The following is a 17,314-nucleotide window of genomic DNA, read 5'->3' as shown; positions in this document are numbered from 1 at the left end:
TTGTTCATGAGTACAATGAGGCTTTCCCGGTGTCCATGACCTGAGTGGCCACCCACACTTGGCTTGCTGCGGGCGGACCCGCGGCCAGGTCGGCACAGGTGTCGTAGCGCTGGATCATCCTAGGCTCGCAATACACCGCGAGTCGTCCTGTGTCGCTTCCGCTCTGCCAATGTACGGCTAACCACCATCGGCTTGATTCCTGTTCATTGCTCGGCTGGGCCACTGACACCTCTCCATGAATCCCTCGTGCGGCTAGCCACTCCAGCGCCGCGACCTGGGCGCATTGCTGTATCGGACTGAGCCGTGAGTCACCGCGGTAGCAGGGTAGATAAGGGCGGTTTGCCATCTCGCTTTCGAGTAGCGACAGCACGTCCTCGTCATTGATGCGGCCGTACTTGCGTAGTGTGGGAAAGACCACGGCGCTGGCTGCCAGTCGGCAGCCGCCCAGATGGGTGCTTTCCCACACCTCGAAAGGCAGCTCATACAAGTCGACCGCAGTGGCTAGTGCTTTGTAGGCGGCATAGCCGAACTTGGCACAGCATTTGTCCTTCTTGCCATGGGTGCAGCACAGCAATAGCGAGCCGGCGGGCGGGTCTATTTCCCATTGTGCAAGCGGCGCGCCCCGCTGGAGTGCCACCAAAAAAGTCGACAGTTCGTTGCGCGACACTTCGTAGCGGCGATTCTCCGGCATCAGGTAGAGCCGGTGGCATTCTTCGGGCTGACTTCGTCGATGAATCAGGTTGACGCGCCGTCCCTCCTCAGCGATGGCCTCGAGCCGAGTCGATACCTCTTCGGACATGTCGCTGGCCTGTCGCAGGCTGCGCCGCCACTTGGCACGGGGCCAGCTCAACAGCAGATTGCACTCGGCGTGAGCGGCGCTGCCTGCCAAAGGGTCGCCCAGTGCGAGGCTTTCTTGGGCACAGAAACGCTGGGTGGCGCTCATACGAACGACTCCTCCTTGCGTCTGCCAAGGGCAGAAGCGTTGCCCAGGGCCGGGATGCAGACCGGTCGGCCGGTATTAGGGGCATTGATCACTTCAGCGTCGAGATCGAAGACCCGCTTCAGGTTGGCGCTGGTAAAGACTGCCTTGGGGGGGCCGCTATGTTCGATGCGACCGTTGCGCATCATCACCAATATGTCGGCATGAGCGGCGGCCAAGTTGAGATCGTGCAGCACCACCAGCAGGGTTCGGCCACGCTCATGGGCCAGCTGCACCAATAGTTCCAACAGATCGACCTGAACCTTGAGGTCGAGAAAGGTGGTCGGCTCGTCGAGCAGGATGAGGTCGGTGTTCTGGGCCAGTACCATGGCGATCCAACAACGCTGGCGCTGGCCGCCGGAAAGGGCATCTACCGGGCGCTCGGCAAACTCGGCAACCCGTGCCACGGTCATGGCTTCCATGACTGCCTCTTCGTCCTCCGTCGACCACTGCCGCCATAGGCGCTGATGGGGGAAACGCCCCATGCCGACCAGCTCGCGCACCGTTATTCCTTCCGGCGCCGTGGGGCTCTGGGGCAGGATGCCCAGCTGTTGGGCTACGTCGCGGGTGCGGTGGCGATGAATGTCGTGTCCGTCGAGCAGCACGCGGCCGCGCTGAGGCGTCAGCGTACGGGCCAGCGTCTTCAGTAGCGTGGACTTGCCGCTGCCGTTGGGACCCAACAGTACCGTGAGGCGACCCTCGGCGACGCGAAAGTCGACGTCCTCGAGGACCCGACGATCCTCGTAGCCGGCGGATAGGTTCTCGCTGCATAGGCGGTGGGCGGGTGTCAAGGAATCTTATCCTTTACGATAATGGTTTGCATTAAAATGCGTAAGTGTGTCACCTTCGCCGCCTTCGTGTCTATTCAGCTTCGAGTGCTAACCATGAGGCCATCTGTTGGTGTCTTTTTGCTGTTGGGTGTATTGGCCCTTCAGTCAACTGCAGGTGTCAGTGCTCAGGAGTCGCATGACGAGCGCCCTGTACGCATCGTAACGCTCTACCAGGGCGCCACCGATACTGCGCTGGCGTTGGGGCTAGAGCCGGTCGGGGTGGTCGAGTCATGGCTCGAGCGCCCCATGTATCGCTACCTGCGCGACAAGCTGCCCGCAGGCGTACGCTACCTGGGGCTGGAGACCCAGCCGGACCTGGAGGCGGTGGCGGGGCTCGTGCCCGACCTGGTCGTGGGAACCCGCTATCGCCATGCCGCCGTGTATCCATTGCTCTCGCGCATCGCACCGACGGTGATTGCCGATACCGCCCACGACGTCGAGGCCATGCTCGAGATGATGGGCGAGGCAACCGGCCGCGAAGTCGAGGCCCAGGCGCTGCTCGCCGAGTGGCGGGCACGCGTAGCCGACTTCCGCTGTCGTGCCGAGGCCCGGCTGGGCGACGCCTGGCCACAGCGGGTCTCTGTGGTCAGTTTCCGTGGCGATCATGTACGCCTCTACTACGACGGCTTTGCCCGAAGCGTTCTCGACCAACTGGGGTTTCTGCGACCGGCTGGGCAACGGGGCAGCGGCTGGGGTATCAAGCTGGTCAGTCGCGAGACCCTGCCGGCCCTGGATGCCGACGCGATCTTCATCTTCATGCGTGACGATGCGGCGGTGGCCGAACTTCACCGCGAATGGACGGCGCATCCGTTGTGGCAAAGTCTCGATGCGGTGGAGCAGGGGCGTGTCTACTACGTCGATCCGGTGATCTGGAGCATGGGGGCCGGTATTCTGGCCGCCCATCAGCTACTGGAGGAACTCTACGAACACTACGAACTACACGACGTCGTGCACCGAGGGGAGGGCGGGAAATGTTGACCACTCCTGAGGCCCGGCTGATGGGGTTGGTAATGGGAGCACTATTGGCGCTTGCCGCTGGTCTTGCCAGCCTGACGTTAGGTGCCACCGCGATCGCCCCGGCCACATTGGTAGAGGCCCTTCTCGCGCCCGATCCGAGTTCAGTACAGCACCTGATCCTGCGCACCGAGCGTTTGCCGCGTGCGCTGATCGCCGCCGTGGTAGGGGCTAGTCTGGCGGTGGCCGGTGCTCTGATGCAGACCCTCACACGCAACGCCCTGGCGGCGCCGAGCATCCTCGGTATCAATGCCGGCGCCATGTGCTTCGTGGTGGTGGCTAGCAGTATCTTCGCTCTGCGCTCACCCTTGGCGCTGGCCTGGGCGGCCTTCCTCGGCGCCTTTGTGGCGGCACTGCTGGTCGCTCTGCTGGGGCGTGGGCGCGATGGCGGTTTCTCGCCGGTGCGGGTGGTGCTGGGCGGAGTTGCGGTGACCGCATTGTTCGTCTCGCTGGCCCAGGGGCTGTTGGTCATCGACCAGGAGGGCTTCGAAAGTCTGTTGCTGTGGCTTGCCGGCTCGGTGGCGGGGCGTGGCCTGGACATGCTGCTGTCTCTGCTGCCGTTCTTCCTGGTCGCCGCGGGCGTCTGCCTGATGCTGGTACGCCAGCTCAACCTGCTAGTGCTCGACGATGAGGTGGTCAAAGGCTTGGGACAACGTACCGCCCGGGTCAAGCTGCTGGCTGGCGTGGCGGTGATCGTGTTGGCCGGTGGTTCGGTGGCGCTGGCCGGTCTGATTGGTTTCGTGGGCTTGATCGTGCCGCATATGGTGCGTGCGCTGTTCGGCCGTGACCACCGTTGGGTGCTGCCCGGCTGCGCCTTGCTCGGCGCCGGCTTGCTGCTCGCTGCCGATACTTTGGCGCGGCTGCTTATGCCCCCTCAGGAGGTGCCGGTAGGGGTGATGACGGCACTGCTTGGTACCCCGTTCTTCCTCCACCTCGCCCGGCGTCGGAGTTTCACACCATGAGTTCCGCTGTCGTGGTACGTCTCGCCGGTGGTCGGCTGTCGCTACGCTTCGAGCGTCGCGCCTTTGCGGTGACCCTAGTACTCGCCGTGGCCCTCGCTGCCAGTGCCCTGGCCTCGCTCAGCCTGGGCAGCCAGATGACCTCACCCGAGGCGGTGCTGGAGGCGTTGGTGGTACCCCAGCGCAGTGACATTGCCTTGATCGTTCACGAGATCCGCCTGCCCCGGGTGGTGCTGGCGATCCTCGTCGGCGCCTGCTTGGGAGTAGCCGGGTTGCTGTTGCAGGGGCTGGTGCGCAACCCCCTGGCCTCGCCAGATGTGATAGGCATTACTGGTGGTGCCTCGTTGGCAGCAGTGAGTTTCCTGGCCCTGGGTGGAGCGGCGTTGGGCGAGGCCTGGCTGCCGATGGCGGCGTTGAGCGGCGCACTGCTCGTGGCGATGGCCATCATCGCCCTGACCGGGCGTGGTGTGACCCCGGCACGCTTGGTATTGATCGGTATCGGCATGGCCGCCGCACTCGGTGCGGGTACCATGTTGGTATTGGTGTTGAGTCCCGATACCACGGCCATGCAGGCCTATGTCTGGCTGACTGGCAGCCTCTACGGCGCCCAGTGGCGGGAGGTGGCAGGGCTGGCTCCCTGGGCGCTGGTGGGGTTGCCTCTGGCGCTGGTGTTTGCGCGACGCCTGGATGCCCTGGCACTCGGCGACGAGTTGGCCGTCGGGCTCGGTACGGCGCTGCAGGGCAGTCGCATGGCCCTGTTGCTGCTGGCTGTGGCGCTGGCCGGAGCAGCGGTGGCGTTTGCCGGTGGGCTGAGCTTCGTCGGCTTGCTCGCGCCGCACATTGCCCGCCGGTTGGTGGCATGCCGTCACACCGGACTGGTACCAGCCAGTGCGATGATCGGCGCACTGATTGTGTTGTATGCCGACCTGCTGGGCCGAATCGCTTTCCTGCCGCGGGATTTGCCGGCGGGCATTTTTATTGCCGGTATCGGCGCACCGTTCTTTATCTATCTACTCCACCGCTGGCGTAGCTGAGCGTCAGCCACAGGCAACAAGGAGAGACCGCGATGTTCGACGTCCATCCCCGCGTGTCGGGCGTTGCGTCGGCGTTGCTGGCGCAGTATCGCAGCATTGCCACGTCTACCCTCGGCCATTTCACCGATTTCGGCGCTATTGCCGGCCTCGAGCCGGTGTGCCGCCCCGTCAGGCTGTTGGGTCGTGCCCTGACGGTGCGCATTCCGCATCTCGACGGCAGCGTAATTCGCCAGGCGCTGGAAGTGGCCGAACCGGGGGACGTGCTGGTGATCGAGGTTTCCGGCGACGAGAGCCGCGCCTGCTGGGGCGAGCTGCGCAGCTATGCGGCCCTGCGCAAGGGCCTTGCCGGGGTGGTGACCTCTGGTCGGGTCACCGATACGGCCGAGCTGGCGCGGCTCAACCTGCCGATCTTCTCGCGCGGGGCGAGTCCGCTCACCACCCGTGCAATGCAGCTCGAGGACGAGGTCAACATACCGGTGGCCATTGCCGGTGTGGCAATTGCCCCGGGTGATCTGATCGTGGGCGACGACGATGGCCTGTTCATCCTTTCTCCCACGCGTGCCGAGGCACTGCTGGCGCCAGCGCTCAACAAGCAGGCGCAGGAAGCGTCCCGTCGACAGGAGTTTCGGGCAGCACATCCCGAGTGGTGGCGCTGAAGGCACGGGTAGGATGAAAAAAGCGACGCCAGAGGCGTCGCCAAACAGTAAGCCAGGCCCCCGAGGGGCGAGGAATCAGAAGTCCAGTTGATAACCGATAGTAAAGGTACGACCGCGACCGGCGAAATACTGGTCGTCGCCAGGGCGGGCGGTCTGTGAATAGTAGGTGATGTACTGCTCGTCGGTGAGGTTCTCGACGCCGAAGGAGAGCTGGCCCACGGGCAGACGATAACCGAGCGAGGCATCGACCAAGGTGTAGCCGTCGAAGCGGCGCAGGTCGGGTTCGTCCTGGTCGTTGAAGTCTCGATTGAAGAAGTGGCTTGCCTGCAGGTGGGTCGAGAGATCGTCGCTCCAACTAGCGTTCCAGCCAACCGTCAATCGCTCAGGAGCGATATTGAGGCCGGTCAGCTCGGTATCGACCCGACCATCGCCCGTGGTGTCGGACTTGCCCCGGTTACGAGCGTAAGAGACGCGCAGGCCATGGGCGCCGGTCATGTCGAGTTCGCCCGCCAGTTCAACGCCACGGATCTCGGTCTTTTCTCGATTGCCCACGAACACCCCACTGTTGTCCTGGACAAGTCGTTCGCCTAGGTCGGAGTCTGACTCGTAGTAGCTCAGCTCCAGTCGGGCACGGCCCCAATCGAAGCGGGTGCCGACCTCGCGGTTGTCAGTGATGATCGGGCTCAGCTCCAGCAGCGTATCGATGGACTGACCTTCGCTGTTGACGGCCCGCAGTACCCGACCCACGTCAGGCATGCCGAAGCCTTCGGAGTAGTTGGCGAACAGCTGTGCCCAGTCGGTGACCTGGTAGACCAGCCCGAAGTTGTACAGCGTCTCGTCGAAGCTCGGCTTGCCGCCTTCCACCGTCACCCCATCCTGCCTGACATCGCTGCGGGAAAGGGTCTGGTAGGTATCGACATCGAGCTGAGCGTGCTCGTAGCGAACGCCAGCATGTAGCGTCAGTGGCTGGACCACTTGCAGCGAACCCTGCAGGAAGGCCGCGGCATTGCGGAACTGGGTCTCGGGTACGTAGCTGCGGTTGGTCTGTACCAGACGCTGCTGGGTCTCGTCCTGCAGCAGGTCGATGCCGGTGGCCAGCGATACGCGGTCATCGAACAGGCCGCTGCGGCTCAGGGTGAACTTCGCGCCCAATTTATCGGATTCATTGCGGCTTTGGTCGAGCCGGGCGTTGCCCTGAGCGTCCTGGTAGGGAAAGGCGCTGGGGTGGGGGCCGAACTGGGCGCGAAAGCGCTGGTGATAGACCTTGGCATCCAGTTGGTTACCGAACCAGTCACCGTGCCGATAGGTGAGCTGCGCGGTAGTGGATTCGTTGTAGGAAGCTTCGCCGTCCGGTGTGCCACGCTCGGCGCTGGTCGGGACCCCGTTGGCTCTGTTCCCCACTACCGGCACGTAGTCGTTATTGCCCTCCAGCTCGAAGCGGTTGAGGGAGAATTCCAGGCTCTGGTCGTCGTCGATCCAGTAGCCGAGTTTGGCGAAGAGGTCGTAGCTGGTCGAATCCTGAATCTCACCCTGGATGGGATCAATGCCAATATTCTGTCCGCTGCCATCACGGAAGATGCCTTGCTCCTGCCGGGTCATGCCGCCAAGAAAATCCCAATCGCCTTGCTGGGCGCTGAGGCGGTAGCCCAGCCGATGGCCGAGGCCTTCCGAGTCGAGCTTGTCGTCGAAGGTGATCTGGCTCGAGACATGGTGGTTGATGCCATCACCTTCTGCGCGCTTTGTCACGAAATTGATGATGCCGCCGGTAGCGCCCAGGCCGTGCTCGGCGCTGGCGCCATGTATCACCTCGATGCGCTCGACCATGTCGAGATCGATGGTATAGCTCTCGCGGGAGCTGTCGCGTATGGGCGTTGACTGCGGCACGCCGTCGATCATGTAGAGCGGAGCGCGGCCACGAAACGTTTCGCCGGAGTTGGTCATCTTCTGGCGGCTGGGTGAGTAGCCGGGAATCAGGTTGCCCAGGATCTGGCCGCGGTCGCGGGTGACGGCAAGCTGCTGTTCGATCTGCTCGCGGGTGATGACGGTCACCTTCTGGGGTGTTTCACCAGCTTGGCTACGGTTCCGGGTTGCGGTCACTACCAGCGGAGAAAGGTCGGATGAGGCGGCAGCTTCGTCATTGGCTTGGGCGAAGGCCAATCCTGGCAGAGCGGAGCCGAACATTATCGGTGCCAGCCAGGCGATAGGTGTTTTTGAGGGCATGGTACGTCGTTCCCTTGCTTGCAGTTGAGCTATCGAGTCGCTCAGTAGCGACAGTGCGAATCTACCTGTAGAGCATGTAACGATAATGGTTTGCATTTTATTTATCAAACGACTAGGTATGCTGTATGATTGCAATTACCATTCGATACTGATTGTTGTCGCGTGGTGAACGCATCACTGCTGACTCCCACTCCGCTATAGCCCTTTTGTAGAGGTCGCACACCATGTCCCACGCTTGTCCTCCTTCTCAGCCGAACGCACTAGCGCAGGCGGTACGCCTCGCACTTGGCCTTACGATAGGGGGCGTGCTGCTCGGCATGACGCCACAGGCATTGGCTGAAGAGGAAATGCTCGAGACGGACACTCTCGTGGTGGTCGGCACGGCGTTGAAAGTGGCTTCGCCGCTGGTCGAGACACCGCGCCCCGTTTCCCTGGTCGATAGGGAGGAACTCGAGACACGCAACGTGCAGCAGCTCGATGAGACCTTTCGCTACCGGGCCGGTGTTCTTTCCGGCCATTACGGATCGGACAACGACACCGATTGGCTTCAGGTACGTGGCTTCAATCACTCCACCTATCAGGACGGCTTGCGTATCTACCGCGAGGGCTTCTACCAGTGGCTGCCCGAGCTCTATGGCATGGAACGTGTCGAGGTCTTCAAGGGGCCCTCGTCGATCCTTTACGGCGAGGCACCGCCCGGAGGGTTGGTCAATGTCGTCAGCAAGCGTCCTACCCGTGAGCGGCAAGGGAGGGTCGACCTGCAGCTCGGAAATCGCGATCATCGCCAGATCGGCGTCGACAGTTCAGGGCCGCTTACCGACTCCGGTGACGTGCGCTATCGGCTGGTCGGTACCTGGAAGGAGCGCGACGGTGATCTCGATCACACGAACAACGAGCGTTACTACTTCGCTCCCAGCCTGGCGGTGGATTTGAGCGAGGATACCACCGTGACGCTACTGGCCAGCCTGCAAAAGGATGACGGCGTACCCGTCAATCCCTTCAAGCCGCCCTATGGTACCGTTCAGGACACTCCCCACGGCAGGATCGATCGCCAGACCAACCTCAGCCAACCCGGCTACGATACGAATGAACGTACCCAGTGGGCACTGGGCTACGAGCTGGAGCATTGGTTCAACGACGCTTGGCGCTTTGAGCAGAACCTGCGCTACAGCGAACTGGACTTGCTGCTGCGCAGCAGCTATGTGCTGGGCATGCAGGGGCCGCGCGAGGCAGGGCAGGGCCATACCCATCGCGACGGTACTATCAATAGCTGGACGATCGACAACCGCACGATCGGCATCTGGTCCGGCGACGGCTACGAGAATACGCTGCTGTTTGGCGTCGACTATCAGGATCTCAAGCTGAACGGCCATGAAGCCGATAGTTTTGCCTTCGGTACCATCGATGTCTTCGATCCCGTGTACGGCAATTTCACGCCCATCGATCTAGATCAGCGTGTCGAGCGTCATATCGGCAAGCAGCAAACCGGGGTCTATCTACAGAATCAACTGCGCTTGGCTGACCGTTGGGTACTGCTGGGTGGAGTGCGCTATGACCAGGCGGAAACCGAGAACGCCGACCGTACTACCGGGGTGACGGAGCGCTCAGATGACAATCATCTCTCCTGGAGTGGCGGCGTGATGTATCTGGGTGAGCATGGCATTCATCCCTATCTGAGTTACACGGAGTCCTTCGATCCTCTAGGGCGCGTGGACGATGCCGGCGAGCTTTACGAGCCCCGCGAGGGAGAGCAGTGGGAACTGGGTGTGAAGATCGCCCCGCCGCAATGGGACGGTTATGTCACTGCGGCCATCTTCGACCTCAAGGAAAGTAACGGTCTCGTGCCTTCGCCGGGTGGCTTCCAAGTGCAAGAGGGAGAACAGCGCTCGCAAGGTTTCGAACTGGAGGGGCGTATCCAGTTGAGCGACGAACTGCGCCTCACTGCCGCCTATACCTACACCGATGCGCGTACCGAGGGTGACCAACGCAAGGATCTCATTCCGCGCCACCAGGCCTCCACGTGGATCGATTACGCTTTCACCCAGGGGGCGCTCGGCGGCCTGCAACTGGGAGGCGGCGTCCGTCATGTGGGTTCCAGCGTGGGAGGTGAGCTCGAGGTGTCCGATTACACCTTGGTCGATGCCATGGTCGCCTACGACTTCGATGACAACTGGCGGGCACAGCTCAACGTCAACAACCTGACGGATGAAACCTATGTCGCCTCCTGCGAGGTCGACTTCTGGTGCTATTACGGTGAGTCGCGCAGTGTGATCGGCAGCCTCAGCTATCGCTGGTGATTCTCCAGGCGTTACGCAAGACACCCGGCCCTCGGCCGGGTGTTTGCATTGTACTGGAATTCCATCGCAACGTTAGAAAGTGTAGCTCAGCGTGCCGAGCACGCCGCGCTCGGCGCCGAAGTAGCAGAACTCGAGCGAGTTGCACGAGGCCACGTACTCTTCGTCGGTGAGGTTGGTGACGTTGAGGCGCGCGCTCATGCCGTCGAGGCCGAGTTGGCCGAGGTCGTAGCCCAGGGTGGCGTCGACCAGGGTATACGCCGGCACCGCAGCGGTGTTGGCGCGATCGGCCTGGATATCGGCGTAATGGCGTATCCCCAGCCCCGTATCGAGCCCGGCCAGCGCACCGTTCTGAAAGGCGTAATGACCCCACAGGCTGGCCTGGTGGCGCGGTGCGTAGACGGCACGGTTGCCCTGGTTGCCCTCATCGTCACGCTTGTAGGTGATGTCGGTATAGCTATAGGCCGCTTGCAGTCTCAGGCTGTCGGTCAGGTGGGTGTATGCCTCGAGCTCGAGCCCCTTGGATTCGATCTCGCCCACGGCACGATAGGGGTCGGTGGGCTGTTCCTTGGTGCCCACGTTCTCCTGGTTGATCTGGAACAGCGCTACGCTGTAACGATCCCGGGTTCCCGCCGGCTGATACTTCAGGCCGGTCTCGATCTGCCTGCCTTCCATCGGCGGGAGCAGGTCGCCCTCGGCATCGACGAAGCTGGTCGGCGTGAACGCGGTGGAGTAGCTGAGGTAGGGCGCGACACCGTTGTCGAACAGGTAGAGCAGGCCGGCGCGCCCGCTGAATTGGGTGTCGTCGAGTTCGCTGGTGTCACCGCTGTCCCGGTCGGTGCTGGTGATGTCCACCCAGTCGTAGCGTCCGCCCAGCGTCAGCCGCCAGTTGCCCAGGGCCATTTGATCCTGCAGGTAGATGCCGGTTTGGCGGAGTTCGTGGTCCTCACGCAGGGGGGCGTACATATCGACTGGTCCGGCGCCGTACTGCGGATCGAAGGCATCGATATTGGGAAACAGGCCTGAGGGCCATGTTACGCGATTGTCGCGGCGCTGATAGTCGGCGCCGACCAGCACGGTATGGTCGATGAAACCGGTGGACAGATTGGCCTCGAGCTGGTTGTCGAGAGTCCAGGCGCTCAAGGACTCGTCGGCGCCGGAGTAGCCGCGCACAAGTTCGCTGCCATCGGCGTTCCAGCCGTAGGCATATACCTGATTCAGCACCACGTCGGAATTGAGATAGCTCAGACGCTGACGCCCCGTCCAGGCCTCGCTGAATCGATGCTCCAGCTCGTAGCCCAGCATGCGCTGGGTGCGTTCGTAGCGGTCGTACTCGTCCTCGCCTTCGAAGAAATCGTTGGATATACGCCGGCCGTTGCGGTCCACCACGGTGCCTTCATAGGGTAGCCCGGCATGATAGCCACCTTGCGGGTCCTGCTGCAGGTAGGCCTTGAGCGTCAGACTGGTGGTATCGCTCACGTCCCAGGTCAGCGAAGGGGCAAGGGCGTAGCGCTCTTCCTCCACCGGGCCGAACTGGGTGTCGGCGGCCCTGGCCAGGCCAACGAGTCGGTAGGCGACGCGCTGTTGCTCGCCCAGCGGACCGGTAAGGTCGAAGGCGACGCTGCGCTGGGCATTGTTGCCCGTGGAAAGGCGCAGCTCGCCACCCTGCTGGAACTGCGGACGCTTGCTGGTGAGGGCGACGACGCCGCCTGGTGAGGCCTGGCCATAGAGCACCGAGGCCGGCCCGCGTACCACCTCGATGCTGTCGAGGAACCAAGGGTCGACGGTCATCGAGCTGTGCGAATTGGTATCGCCCATCAGCTTGAGGCCGTCGAGGAAGGTATTGCTCAGGCTGCCGTCGGAGAAGCCGCGTAACACCAGATAGTCGAAGCGGTTGGAGGCGCCGATCTGGTTGGTGAAGACGCCGGGACTATAATCCAGGGCGCGCTGCACCGTGTGTGCTCCGCGGCGTTCCCACTCTTCACGCTCGATGGTGGAAGTCGATTGTGGCGTTTCGACGAACGGCGTGTCGGTCTTGGTCGCGGCCTGCCCGGTAATGGTCAGCGCCTCCAGGGTTTCGGCCTGTGCCTCCACAGGTTGTTGAGCCTGGGTCTGGATGGAAACGAGGGCAGACACGAGCGAGATGCTCAGTGCCAGTGGGCGGGGTGTCGGCATGACGGTTCCTCTGCGGAATGGTATCTCATCGGTAATGAGAATTATTCCTTTGTTGGGCGTTGCCGTCCTCTGCCGCCTGCTCAGCTTTCTCTGCGCAGTGCTCAGTCTGCCCGGCGCAGGAAACTTGGCGGATAGCCGTAGCGCTGGCGGAAGGCCGTGGTGAAGTTGTTGGCATGCCGATAGCCGGCGCACTGAGCGGCGCGTTCGATACCGTGACCTTGCAGCAGCAGCTCGCGAGCGTGTTCGAGGCGCCGTTCGCGCAGAAAATCGAAGATGGAGCTACCGTATGCCGCCTGGAACTTACGGCGTAGGGTAGCGGGGCTCATGGCGGCCAGTTCGGCCAGCGCTGACAAGCGGTGCGAGTGTGCCGGGCAGCGTTGCAGCTGTTCGCGGACACGCTCCAGGCGCTGCCACTCCCCGGGGGAAAGCCGGGCGGAGGATATGTCCAGCTCTGGTGGCAGGCCATGAGCCAACAGCTGCAGCGCCAGTCCTTCCCATTGCAGGCGCGATGCCATGCCGGCCAGAGGGGAATTCAGGGCCTGGTCCAGCAGTTGCTGTAAGCCGGTAGGTAGTGTCCAGGCATGCAGGCTCGAGCCTGGCGGTTGCCGTCTGCCGCCAAGCGCATCGGTCAGGCGTGGCGTGTCCAGCGCCAGGGTCAGGGCGCGTATGCGTTGGTTGGGGAGCTGCATGGCCTGCAGGCCTTCGCGCTCGTCCAGTCGGACGCTCAGCGCCATGCCGGAGGTGAGCGCAAGGCGCTTTTCACCCAGGCCAATCTCCGCATGTCCCTCCAGCATGACGATGATCGCCAGCGGGGCAGGGCGGTGTGAACGGGAGTCGTAGCGCTGTAATACCTCAATGTCAGAAGCGACCAGTTGCATGCCGGCTGCCGGGGAGAGTTCGAGAATGCGCCCGCGAAGAATGGCCTGCCCAGCCGCTCCGGGAGGCTGCTGGGGGAAGCGGTAGTCGATGCCGTAGCGCTCCCCATAGGTCCTCAGGTCGCGGGAGGTATGCTGGCAAGCGGCGGTGGCCATCGTCATGCCATTGCTCCGCATGTGGTGCAGAGAATAGCAGTGTGGTTGCCATGGCAAGTTGAGGCAGCGATAGCGGCATGAGTATGCAATGGCATGGGAGCAACAGTGTCGATCTTGATGTGGGACGATGGAAGGTAGTATAGCGTTTGTCCTTACAATCTCAATGATAAGGATTATGATTATGATCTGTGCCGAAGGGTAGCGATGCGCTAATTATCATTGATAACGGTTATCATTTATGGCATCGTCTTGCCCTGCCCACATGGGCGGCATCGTTTGTTCATAGAGTGTTTCTGCCAGGAGTTCGCACGTGAGATCGTTTCGCCATCCATGCCTCTGGGGGGCAATTCTCTGGCTGAGTCTGGCCGCCTCGGCGTCCGCCGACCCCGCGCTACAGCAGGAGGCGAGAGAGGCTCAGCGTAGCCAGGCCGCACTGCAGGCCAGTATCGACGCTGCCGACGACGAGGCGCGAGCCATGCTCGAGGAACTACGCGAGCTGGAGCGTGCCGAGCGCAGGCTGGCACGCGAGAACACCGAGCTGGCGCCGCGGCTCGAGCACCAGGCTGCCATGCTGGATCGCCGCGAGGCGGCGCTCGATACTTTGGCGGAAACCCGTGAAGCCTTGCCGGTACTGCAGGAGCGCCTGATCGAGCGGCTCGAGCAGTGGGTCGACGACGACATGCCGTTCCTGCGCGAGGAGCGTCAGGCACGGGTTGCCAGTCTGCGTTCCCAGGCCGATGAACTGACCAGCGCCGAGCGCTGGGAGCGGATCGTCGCAGCGTGGCGCGCCGAGCTGGATTACGGCCGCGAAGTCGATGCCTGGCGCGGCTACCTCGGAGAGGGAGATTCGCGACGGGAGGTGGACTACCTGAGGCTTGGGCGCGTGGGCTTCTATTATCTGACCCCAGACGGCCGCGCCGGGCGCGTGTGGCAGGCCGATACCGGCAGTTGGGCACCGCTCGACGAAGCCCAGCGTCGCGATGTGCGCGATGGCCTGCGTATCGCACGCGATCGCCGCGCCCCCGAACTTCTCGAGCTACCCATTTCGCAGCCGCTCGAACGCACCGAGGAGGGCGGCGCATGAGACTGTCGCGTTTTGCTCCAGGCCTCCTGTTGATAGTGATAGGCCTCATGAGTGTCTCGGCGAGCCTCCAGGCACAATCGGAACCGCTGACCACCCTGCGTGCCGAGCGTGAGGCTGCCGAGGCTCGTGACCGGGCGCGGCTGGCCGAACTCGTGGAGGATCGCGATGCTCTGGAAGCCGCTCTCGAGGAGGCTCGCACCGCCCATCGGCAGGCCGAGGTGCGCAACACCGAATTGCAGGCCGAGGCCCTGGCGCTGAACGAGCGACAGGCCGAACTCGAAGCGCGTCAACAGGAACAGGGTGACGACCTCGAAGCGATCCTGGCCTCACTCGCCCAGCACAGTGGCGAGTTGCGCGATGGTCTGGCCGACAGCTGGTTGGTAGTGCAGGGCGCTGAGCTGCCGCCGCGACTCGACGATGCCGAAGTGCTCGAACTCGAGCATCTAGAAGCCTTCGCAGACAGCCTGGTAGCGCTGACCGCCGATACTGCGCGGGTGGTTCGCTTCGAGGCGCCTGTGGCTGCGGCCGATGGCGAGATTGCGGCGCGAGACGTGATCCGCGTCGGCGATTTCACCGCCTTCACTGATGGTCATCTGCTGCGTCGCGGCGCCGACGACCGGGCCCTGTCGGTAGTTGAGCGTACCCCGCGTGAAGTCGCCGCGAGCCTGGCGGCGTTCCATGCCGGCGAGTCGCGCTCGCTGACGTTCGATCCGACTCGCGGCCAGGTCATGGCGGCCCTGGCCCAGCGGCCGAGCCTGCTCGAACGCTTCCACCAGGGGGGGGCGGTCGGCTATGTGGTGGTGGGACTGGGGGGCATCGGCCTGCTGGTTGCCCTACTGCAATATGCCTATCTGCTGCGCGTCAGCCTGGCCATGCGACGCCAGTTGCGCGATCTCACCACATTGCGCGAGGACAATCCGCTCGGGCGCGTGCTGCTGCGCTTCCGCGCGCTGCAGGACGATCCGGTGCCGGAGGCGCTGGAGGCTCGCCTCGACGAAGCGGTGCTGGCGGAGCTACCGCGCCTGGAGCGTGGCCAGCCGCTGGTCAAGCTGCTGGCCGCCGTGGCGCCGCTGCTGGGCTTGCTGGGTACCGTGACTGGGATGATTGTCACCTTCCAGGCGATCACCGTATTCGGTACCGGCGATCCGCAACTGATGGCGGGCGGCATCAGCCAGGCGCTGGTGACCACGGTGCTGGGCCTGATCACGGCCGTACCACTGCTGTTCGCGCATACGGCTTTGGCCGGACGCAGCCGCTGCCTGGCAGGGTTGGTCGAGGGCCAGGCCAGCGCCGCTCTGGCCGAGCAGCTCGAACATCGCCCGCACGGGCCCGATGCCGCGACCGGGAGCGCACGCCGCAATGCCGCTCTGGTTTGAACCGCTGGAACGCCTGGTCGAGGCGGGCGGTTCGGTCCTGGTGATGATCGCCCTGGTGGCGATGGTGCTGTTCAGCCTGGCGCTGGAGCGCGTGTGGTACTTCCGCATCACCTATCGTCGCGCACGACGGGCGCTGATCGAGCGCTGGGCGGCGCGCCAGGACCACTTGAGCTGGAGCGCGCTGACCCTGCGCGAGGCTTGGGCGCGTGAGCTGATCGGGCGGCTGCGCCGCCCGCTGCCTTGGCTCAAGCTGCTGGTGGCGCTGTGCCCGCTGCTGGGGCTGCTGGGTACCGTGACCGGCATGATCGCCGTTTTCGACAGCCTGGCTATGACCGATACCAGCCAGGCCCGCGCCATGGCCGATGGCGTTGCCCGTGCCACCCTGCCGACCTTGACCGGCATGGCGGTGGCAGTGGTGGGGTTGCTGTTCACCAGCCGCCTCGAGCAGATCATTCGACGCGAAGACCAGCGGTTGCACGACCGCCTGGCCCGCGCCGTGGAGGATACCGATGCGTAGACGCCGCCTAGGCGCCGACGACGGTGAAGCCAGCGAGGTCAACCTGACCCCGATGCTGGACGTCGTCTTCATCATGCTGATTTTCTTCATCGTGACTACCAGCTTCATCAAGGAGAGCGGGGTAGAGATCGAGCGTCCCGAATCCAGTGCCGCCTCACCTCGGCCCGATGCCCAGGTGATGGTCGCCATTACCCCGGAAGGCGCGGTATGGGTCGACGGTCGCGCAGTGGACCTGCACCGTGTCGGAGGTGAAGTGGCCTCGCTGGTGAGTGATGACGGCTCGGTGGTGATCCAGGCCGATCGCGACTCGACGACCGGTCTGTTGATCGAAGTGATGGATCGCATCCGTGAGGCCGGCGTGGAGCAGGTGGCCGTGGCCGCCAGCCGGAGCAGGCCGTGACGCGCATACCGTTCTCATCGCTGGGCGGGGTGGCTCTCGCACTGTTGCTGTTCTGGCTGCTGGCACTGCTGGTGGCGCCGCCGGAAGAGAAGTTCGACGTCATTGACGCGAGCCTGACACTGAGCATGGTCGAGGCTCCCGAGCCGGTGCAGGAGGAAGTGGTCGAGCCCAGCGCCGAACCGCCGCCTCCCCAGGCCGAAGCGACACCGCCGCCCCAGCCGGAACCGCTGCCACCGGTGGAAAGTGCGATCGCCATGCCCGAGCCGGAATTGCCGCCAGAGCCGATGGAGCCGCTGGAATTCGATGCCAGCCTGCCGGAACTCGCCGAGGCTCGGCCTGAGCCGCCGCCGGAGCCTGCTCCGCAACCTCGGCCAGAGCCCGAGCCGGCACCGGCGCCGTCTCCCCAGCCGAGCCCGTCGCCGGCACCGAGTGCGGCCCCGGCCGAGCCTGCGCCCGCCGAGCAAGGGCCGGTGGATGTTGGCGAGATCACGCCAACCAACCGCGTGCCGCCTGAGTACCCCTCGCGTGCCCAGCGGCGTGGCCTGGAGGGGCACGTGGAGCTGCAGTTCCTGATTCGTCCCGACGGCAGCGTCGATCGCTCCTCCATCCGGGTGGTCGAGTCGCAGCCGCGCAACGTCTTCGATTCGGCCGCCGAACAGGCAGTGGCGCGCTGGCAGTTCGAACCGGCCAACGGCGTGCGCCGTGCACGGCAGCGCCTGGAATTCCAGTTGAGGTGAGCCATGGC

At 63.8% G+C, this 17,314-nt stretch carries 15 protein-coding genes; 10 read left to right on the top strand and 5 right to left on the bottom strand.

All coding sequences use genetic code 11. The features are described from left to right. Window positions 1-4: 4 nt before the first annotated feature. Window positions 5-943, bottom strand: a complete 939-nt coding sequence (locus tag HOP51_RS07945) for a sucrase ferredoxin (RefSeq protein WP_234273407.1) — start codon at window positions 941-943, stop codon at window positions 5-7. Continuing rightward, complete coding sequence (locus tag HOP51_RS07940) at window positions 940-1,770, bottom strand: ABC transporter ATP-binding protein (protein WP_234273406.1); 831 nt, start codon at window positions 1,768-1,770, stop codon at window positions 940-942. The genes HOP51_RS07945 and HOP51_RS07940 overlap by 4 nt, the downstream gene beginning before the upstream one ends. A 93-nt stretch (window positions 1,771-1,863) precedes the next feature. On the opposite strand from HOP51_RS07940, the gene HOP51_RS07935 reads away from it, so the two are divergent. The 4 genes from HOP51_RS07935 to HOP51_RS07920 are packed head-to-tail and all read left to right on the top strand — an operon-like array spanning window position 1,864 to window position 5,472. Next, a complete protein-coding gene (locus tag HOP51_RS07935; RefSeq protein WP_234273405.1) occupies window positions 1,864-2,787 on the top strand; it encodes an ABC transporter substrate-binding protein in 924 nt (307 codons plus the stop codon). Continuing rightward, window positions 2,781-3,785 (top strand): FecCD family ABC transporter permease, encoded by a 1,005-nt coding sequence (locus HOP51_RS07930; protein ID WP_234273404.1) that lies wholly within the window; start codon window positions 2,781-2,783, stop codon window positions 3,783-3,785. The genes HOP51_RS07935 and HOP51_RS07930 overlap by 7 nt, the downstream gene beginning before the upstream one ends. After that, the gene (locus HOP51_RS07925; RefSeq protein WP_234273403.1) at window positions 3,782-4,816 is read left to right on the top strand and encodes a FecCD family ABC transporter permease; all 1,035 of its coding nucleotides are present in this window, start codon (window positions 3,782-3,784) and stop codon (window positions 4,814-4,816) included. The genes HOP51_RS07930 and HOP51_RS07925 overlap by 4 nt, the downstream gene beginning before the upstream one ends. A 32-nt stretch (window positions 4,817-4,848) precedes the next feature. Continuing rightward, entirely contained in the window at window positions 4,849-5,472 is a 624-nt protein-coding gene (locus HOP51_RS07920) for an RraA family protein (protein ID WP_234273402.1), read from the top strand. 75 nt (window positions 5,473-5,547) lie between these two features. On the opposite strand, the gene HOP51_RS07915 is transcribed toward HOP51_RS07920, so the two are convergent. After that, window positions 5,548-7,692: a TonB-dependent receptor gene (locus tag HOP51_RS07915; protein WP_234273401.1), complete on the bottom strand. Its 2,145-nt coding sequence runs from the start codon at window positions 7,690-7,692 to the stop codon at window positions 5,548-5,550. Between the two features lie 224 nt (window positions 7,693-7,916). Here HOP51_RS07915 and HOP51_RS07910 point away from each other — a divergent pair, with 224 nt between their 5' ends. Beyond that, entirely contained in the window at window positions 7,917-9,989 is a 2,073-nt protein-coding gene (locus HOP51_RS07910; RefSeq protein WP_407061786.1) for a TonB-dependent siderophore receptor, read from the top strand. Between the two features lie 72 nt (window positions 9,990-10,061). Here HOP51_RS07910 and HOP51_RS07905 read toward each other — a convergent pair whose 3' ends face one another. Both HOP51_RS07905 and HOP51_RS07900 read right to left on the bottom strand, forming a co-directional pair. After that, window positions 10,062-12,161, bottom strand: coding sequence for a TonB-dependent siderophore receptor (locus HOP51_RS07905; RefSeq protein WP_234273400.1), 2,100 nt, complete (start codon window positions 12,159-12,161; stop codon window positions 10,062-10,064). Window positions 12,162-12,262: 101 nt separating this feature from the next. Continuing rightward, a complete protein-coding gene (locus HOP51_RS07900) occupies window positions 12,263-13,198 on the bottom strand; it encodes a helix-turn-helix transcriptional regulator (protein ID WP_234273399.1) in 936 nt (311 codons plus the stop codon). A 304-nt stretch (window positions 13,199-13,502) separates the two neighbouring features. Here HOP51_RS07900 and HOP51_RS07895 point away from each other — a divergent pair, with 304 nt between their 5' ends. Genes HOP51_RS07895 through HOP51_RS07875 form a run of 5 tightly spaced genes read left to right on the top strand, consistent with a single transcriptional unit; the run spans window position 13,503 to window position 17,306 of the window. Continuing rightward, window positions 13,503-14,276 (top strand): DUF3450 domain-containing protein, encoded by a 774-nt coding sequence (locus tag HOP51_RS07895; RefSeq protein WP_234273398.1) that lies wholly within the window; start codon window positions 13,503-13,505, stop codon window positions 14,274-14,276. A 47-nt stretch (window positions 14,277-14,323) separates the two neighbouring features. Next, entirely contained in the window at window positions 14,324-15,652 is a 1,329-nt protein-coding gene (locus HOP51_RS07890) for a MotA/TolQ/ExbB proton channel family protein (RefSeq protein WP_234273397.1), read from the top strand. Further along, window positions 15,636-16,169, top strand: coding sequence for a MotA/TolQ/ExbB proton channel family protein (locus tag HOP51_RS07885; RefSeq protein WP_234273396.1), 534 nt, complete (start codon window positions 15,636-15,638; stop codon window positions 16,167-16,169). Before HOP51_RS07890 ends, HOP51_RS07885 begins: the two co-directional genes overlap by 17 nt. Continuing rightward, a complete protein-coding gene (locus tag HOP51_RS07880; RefSeq protein WP_159551211.1) occupies window positions 16,162-16,569 on the top strand; it encodes an ExbD/TolR family protein in 408 nt (135 codons plus the stop codon). Before HOP51_RS07885 ends, HOP51_RS07880 begins: the two co-directional genes overlap by 8 nt. Continuing rightward, a complete protein-coding gene (locus HOP51_RS07875; RefSeq protein WP_234273395.1) occupies window positions 16,566-17,306 on the top strand; it encodes an energy transducer TonB in 741 nt (246 codons plus the stop codon). The genes HOP51_RS07880 and HOP51_RS07875 overlap by 4 nt, the downstream gene beginning before the upstream one ends. Window positions 17,307-17,314: the final 8 nt, after the last annotated feature.

Source organism: Billgrantia zhangzhouensis (genome assembly GCF_021404465.1).
Classification (GTDB): domain Bacteria; phylum Pseudomonadota; class Gammaproteobacteria; order Pseudomonadales; family Halomonadaceae; genus Halomonas; species Halomonas zhangzhouensis.
Note: the sequence above shows the minus strand (reverse complement) of the source record. Positions and strands in the feature narration are given on the sequence as shown.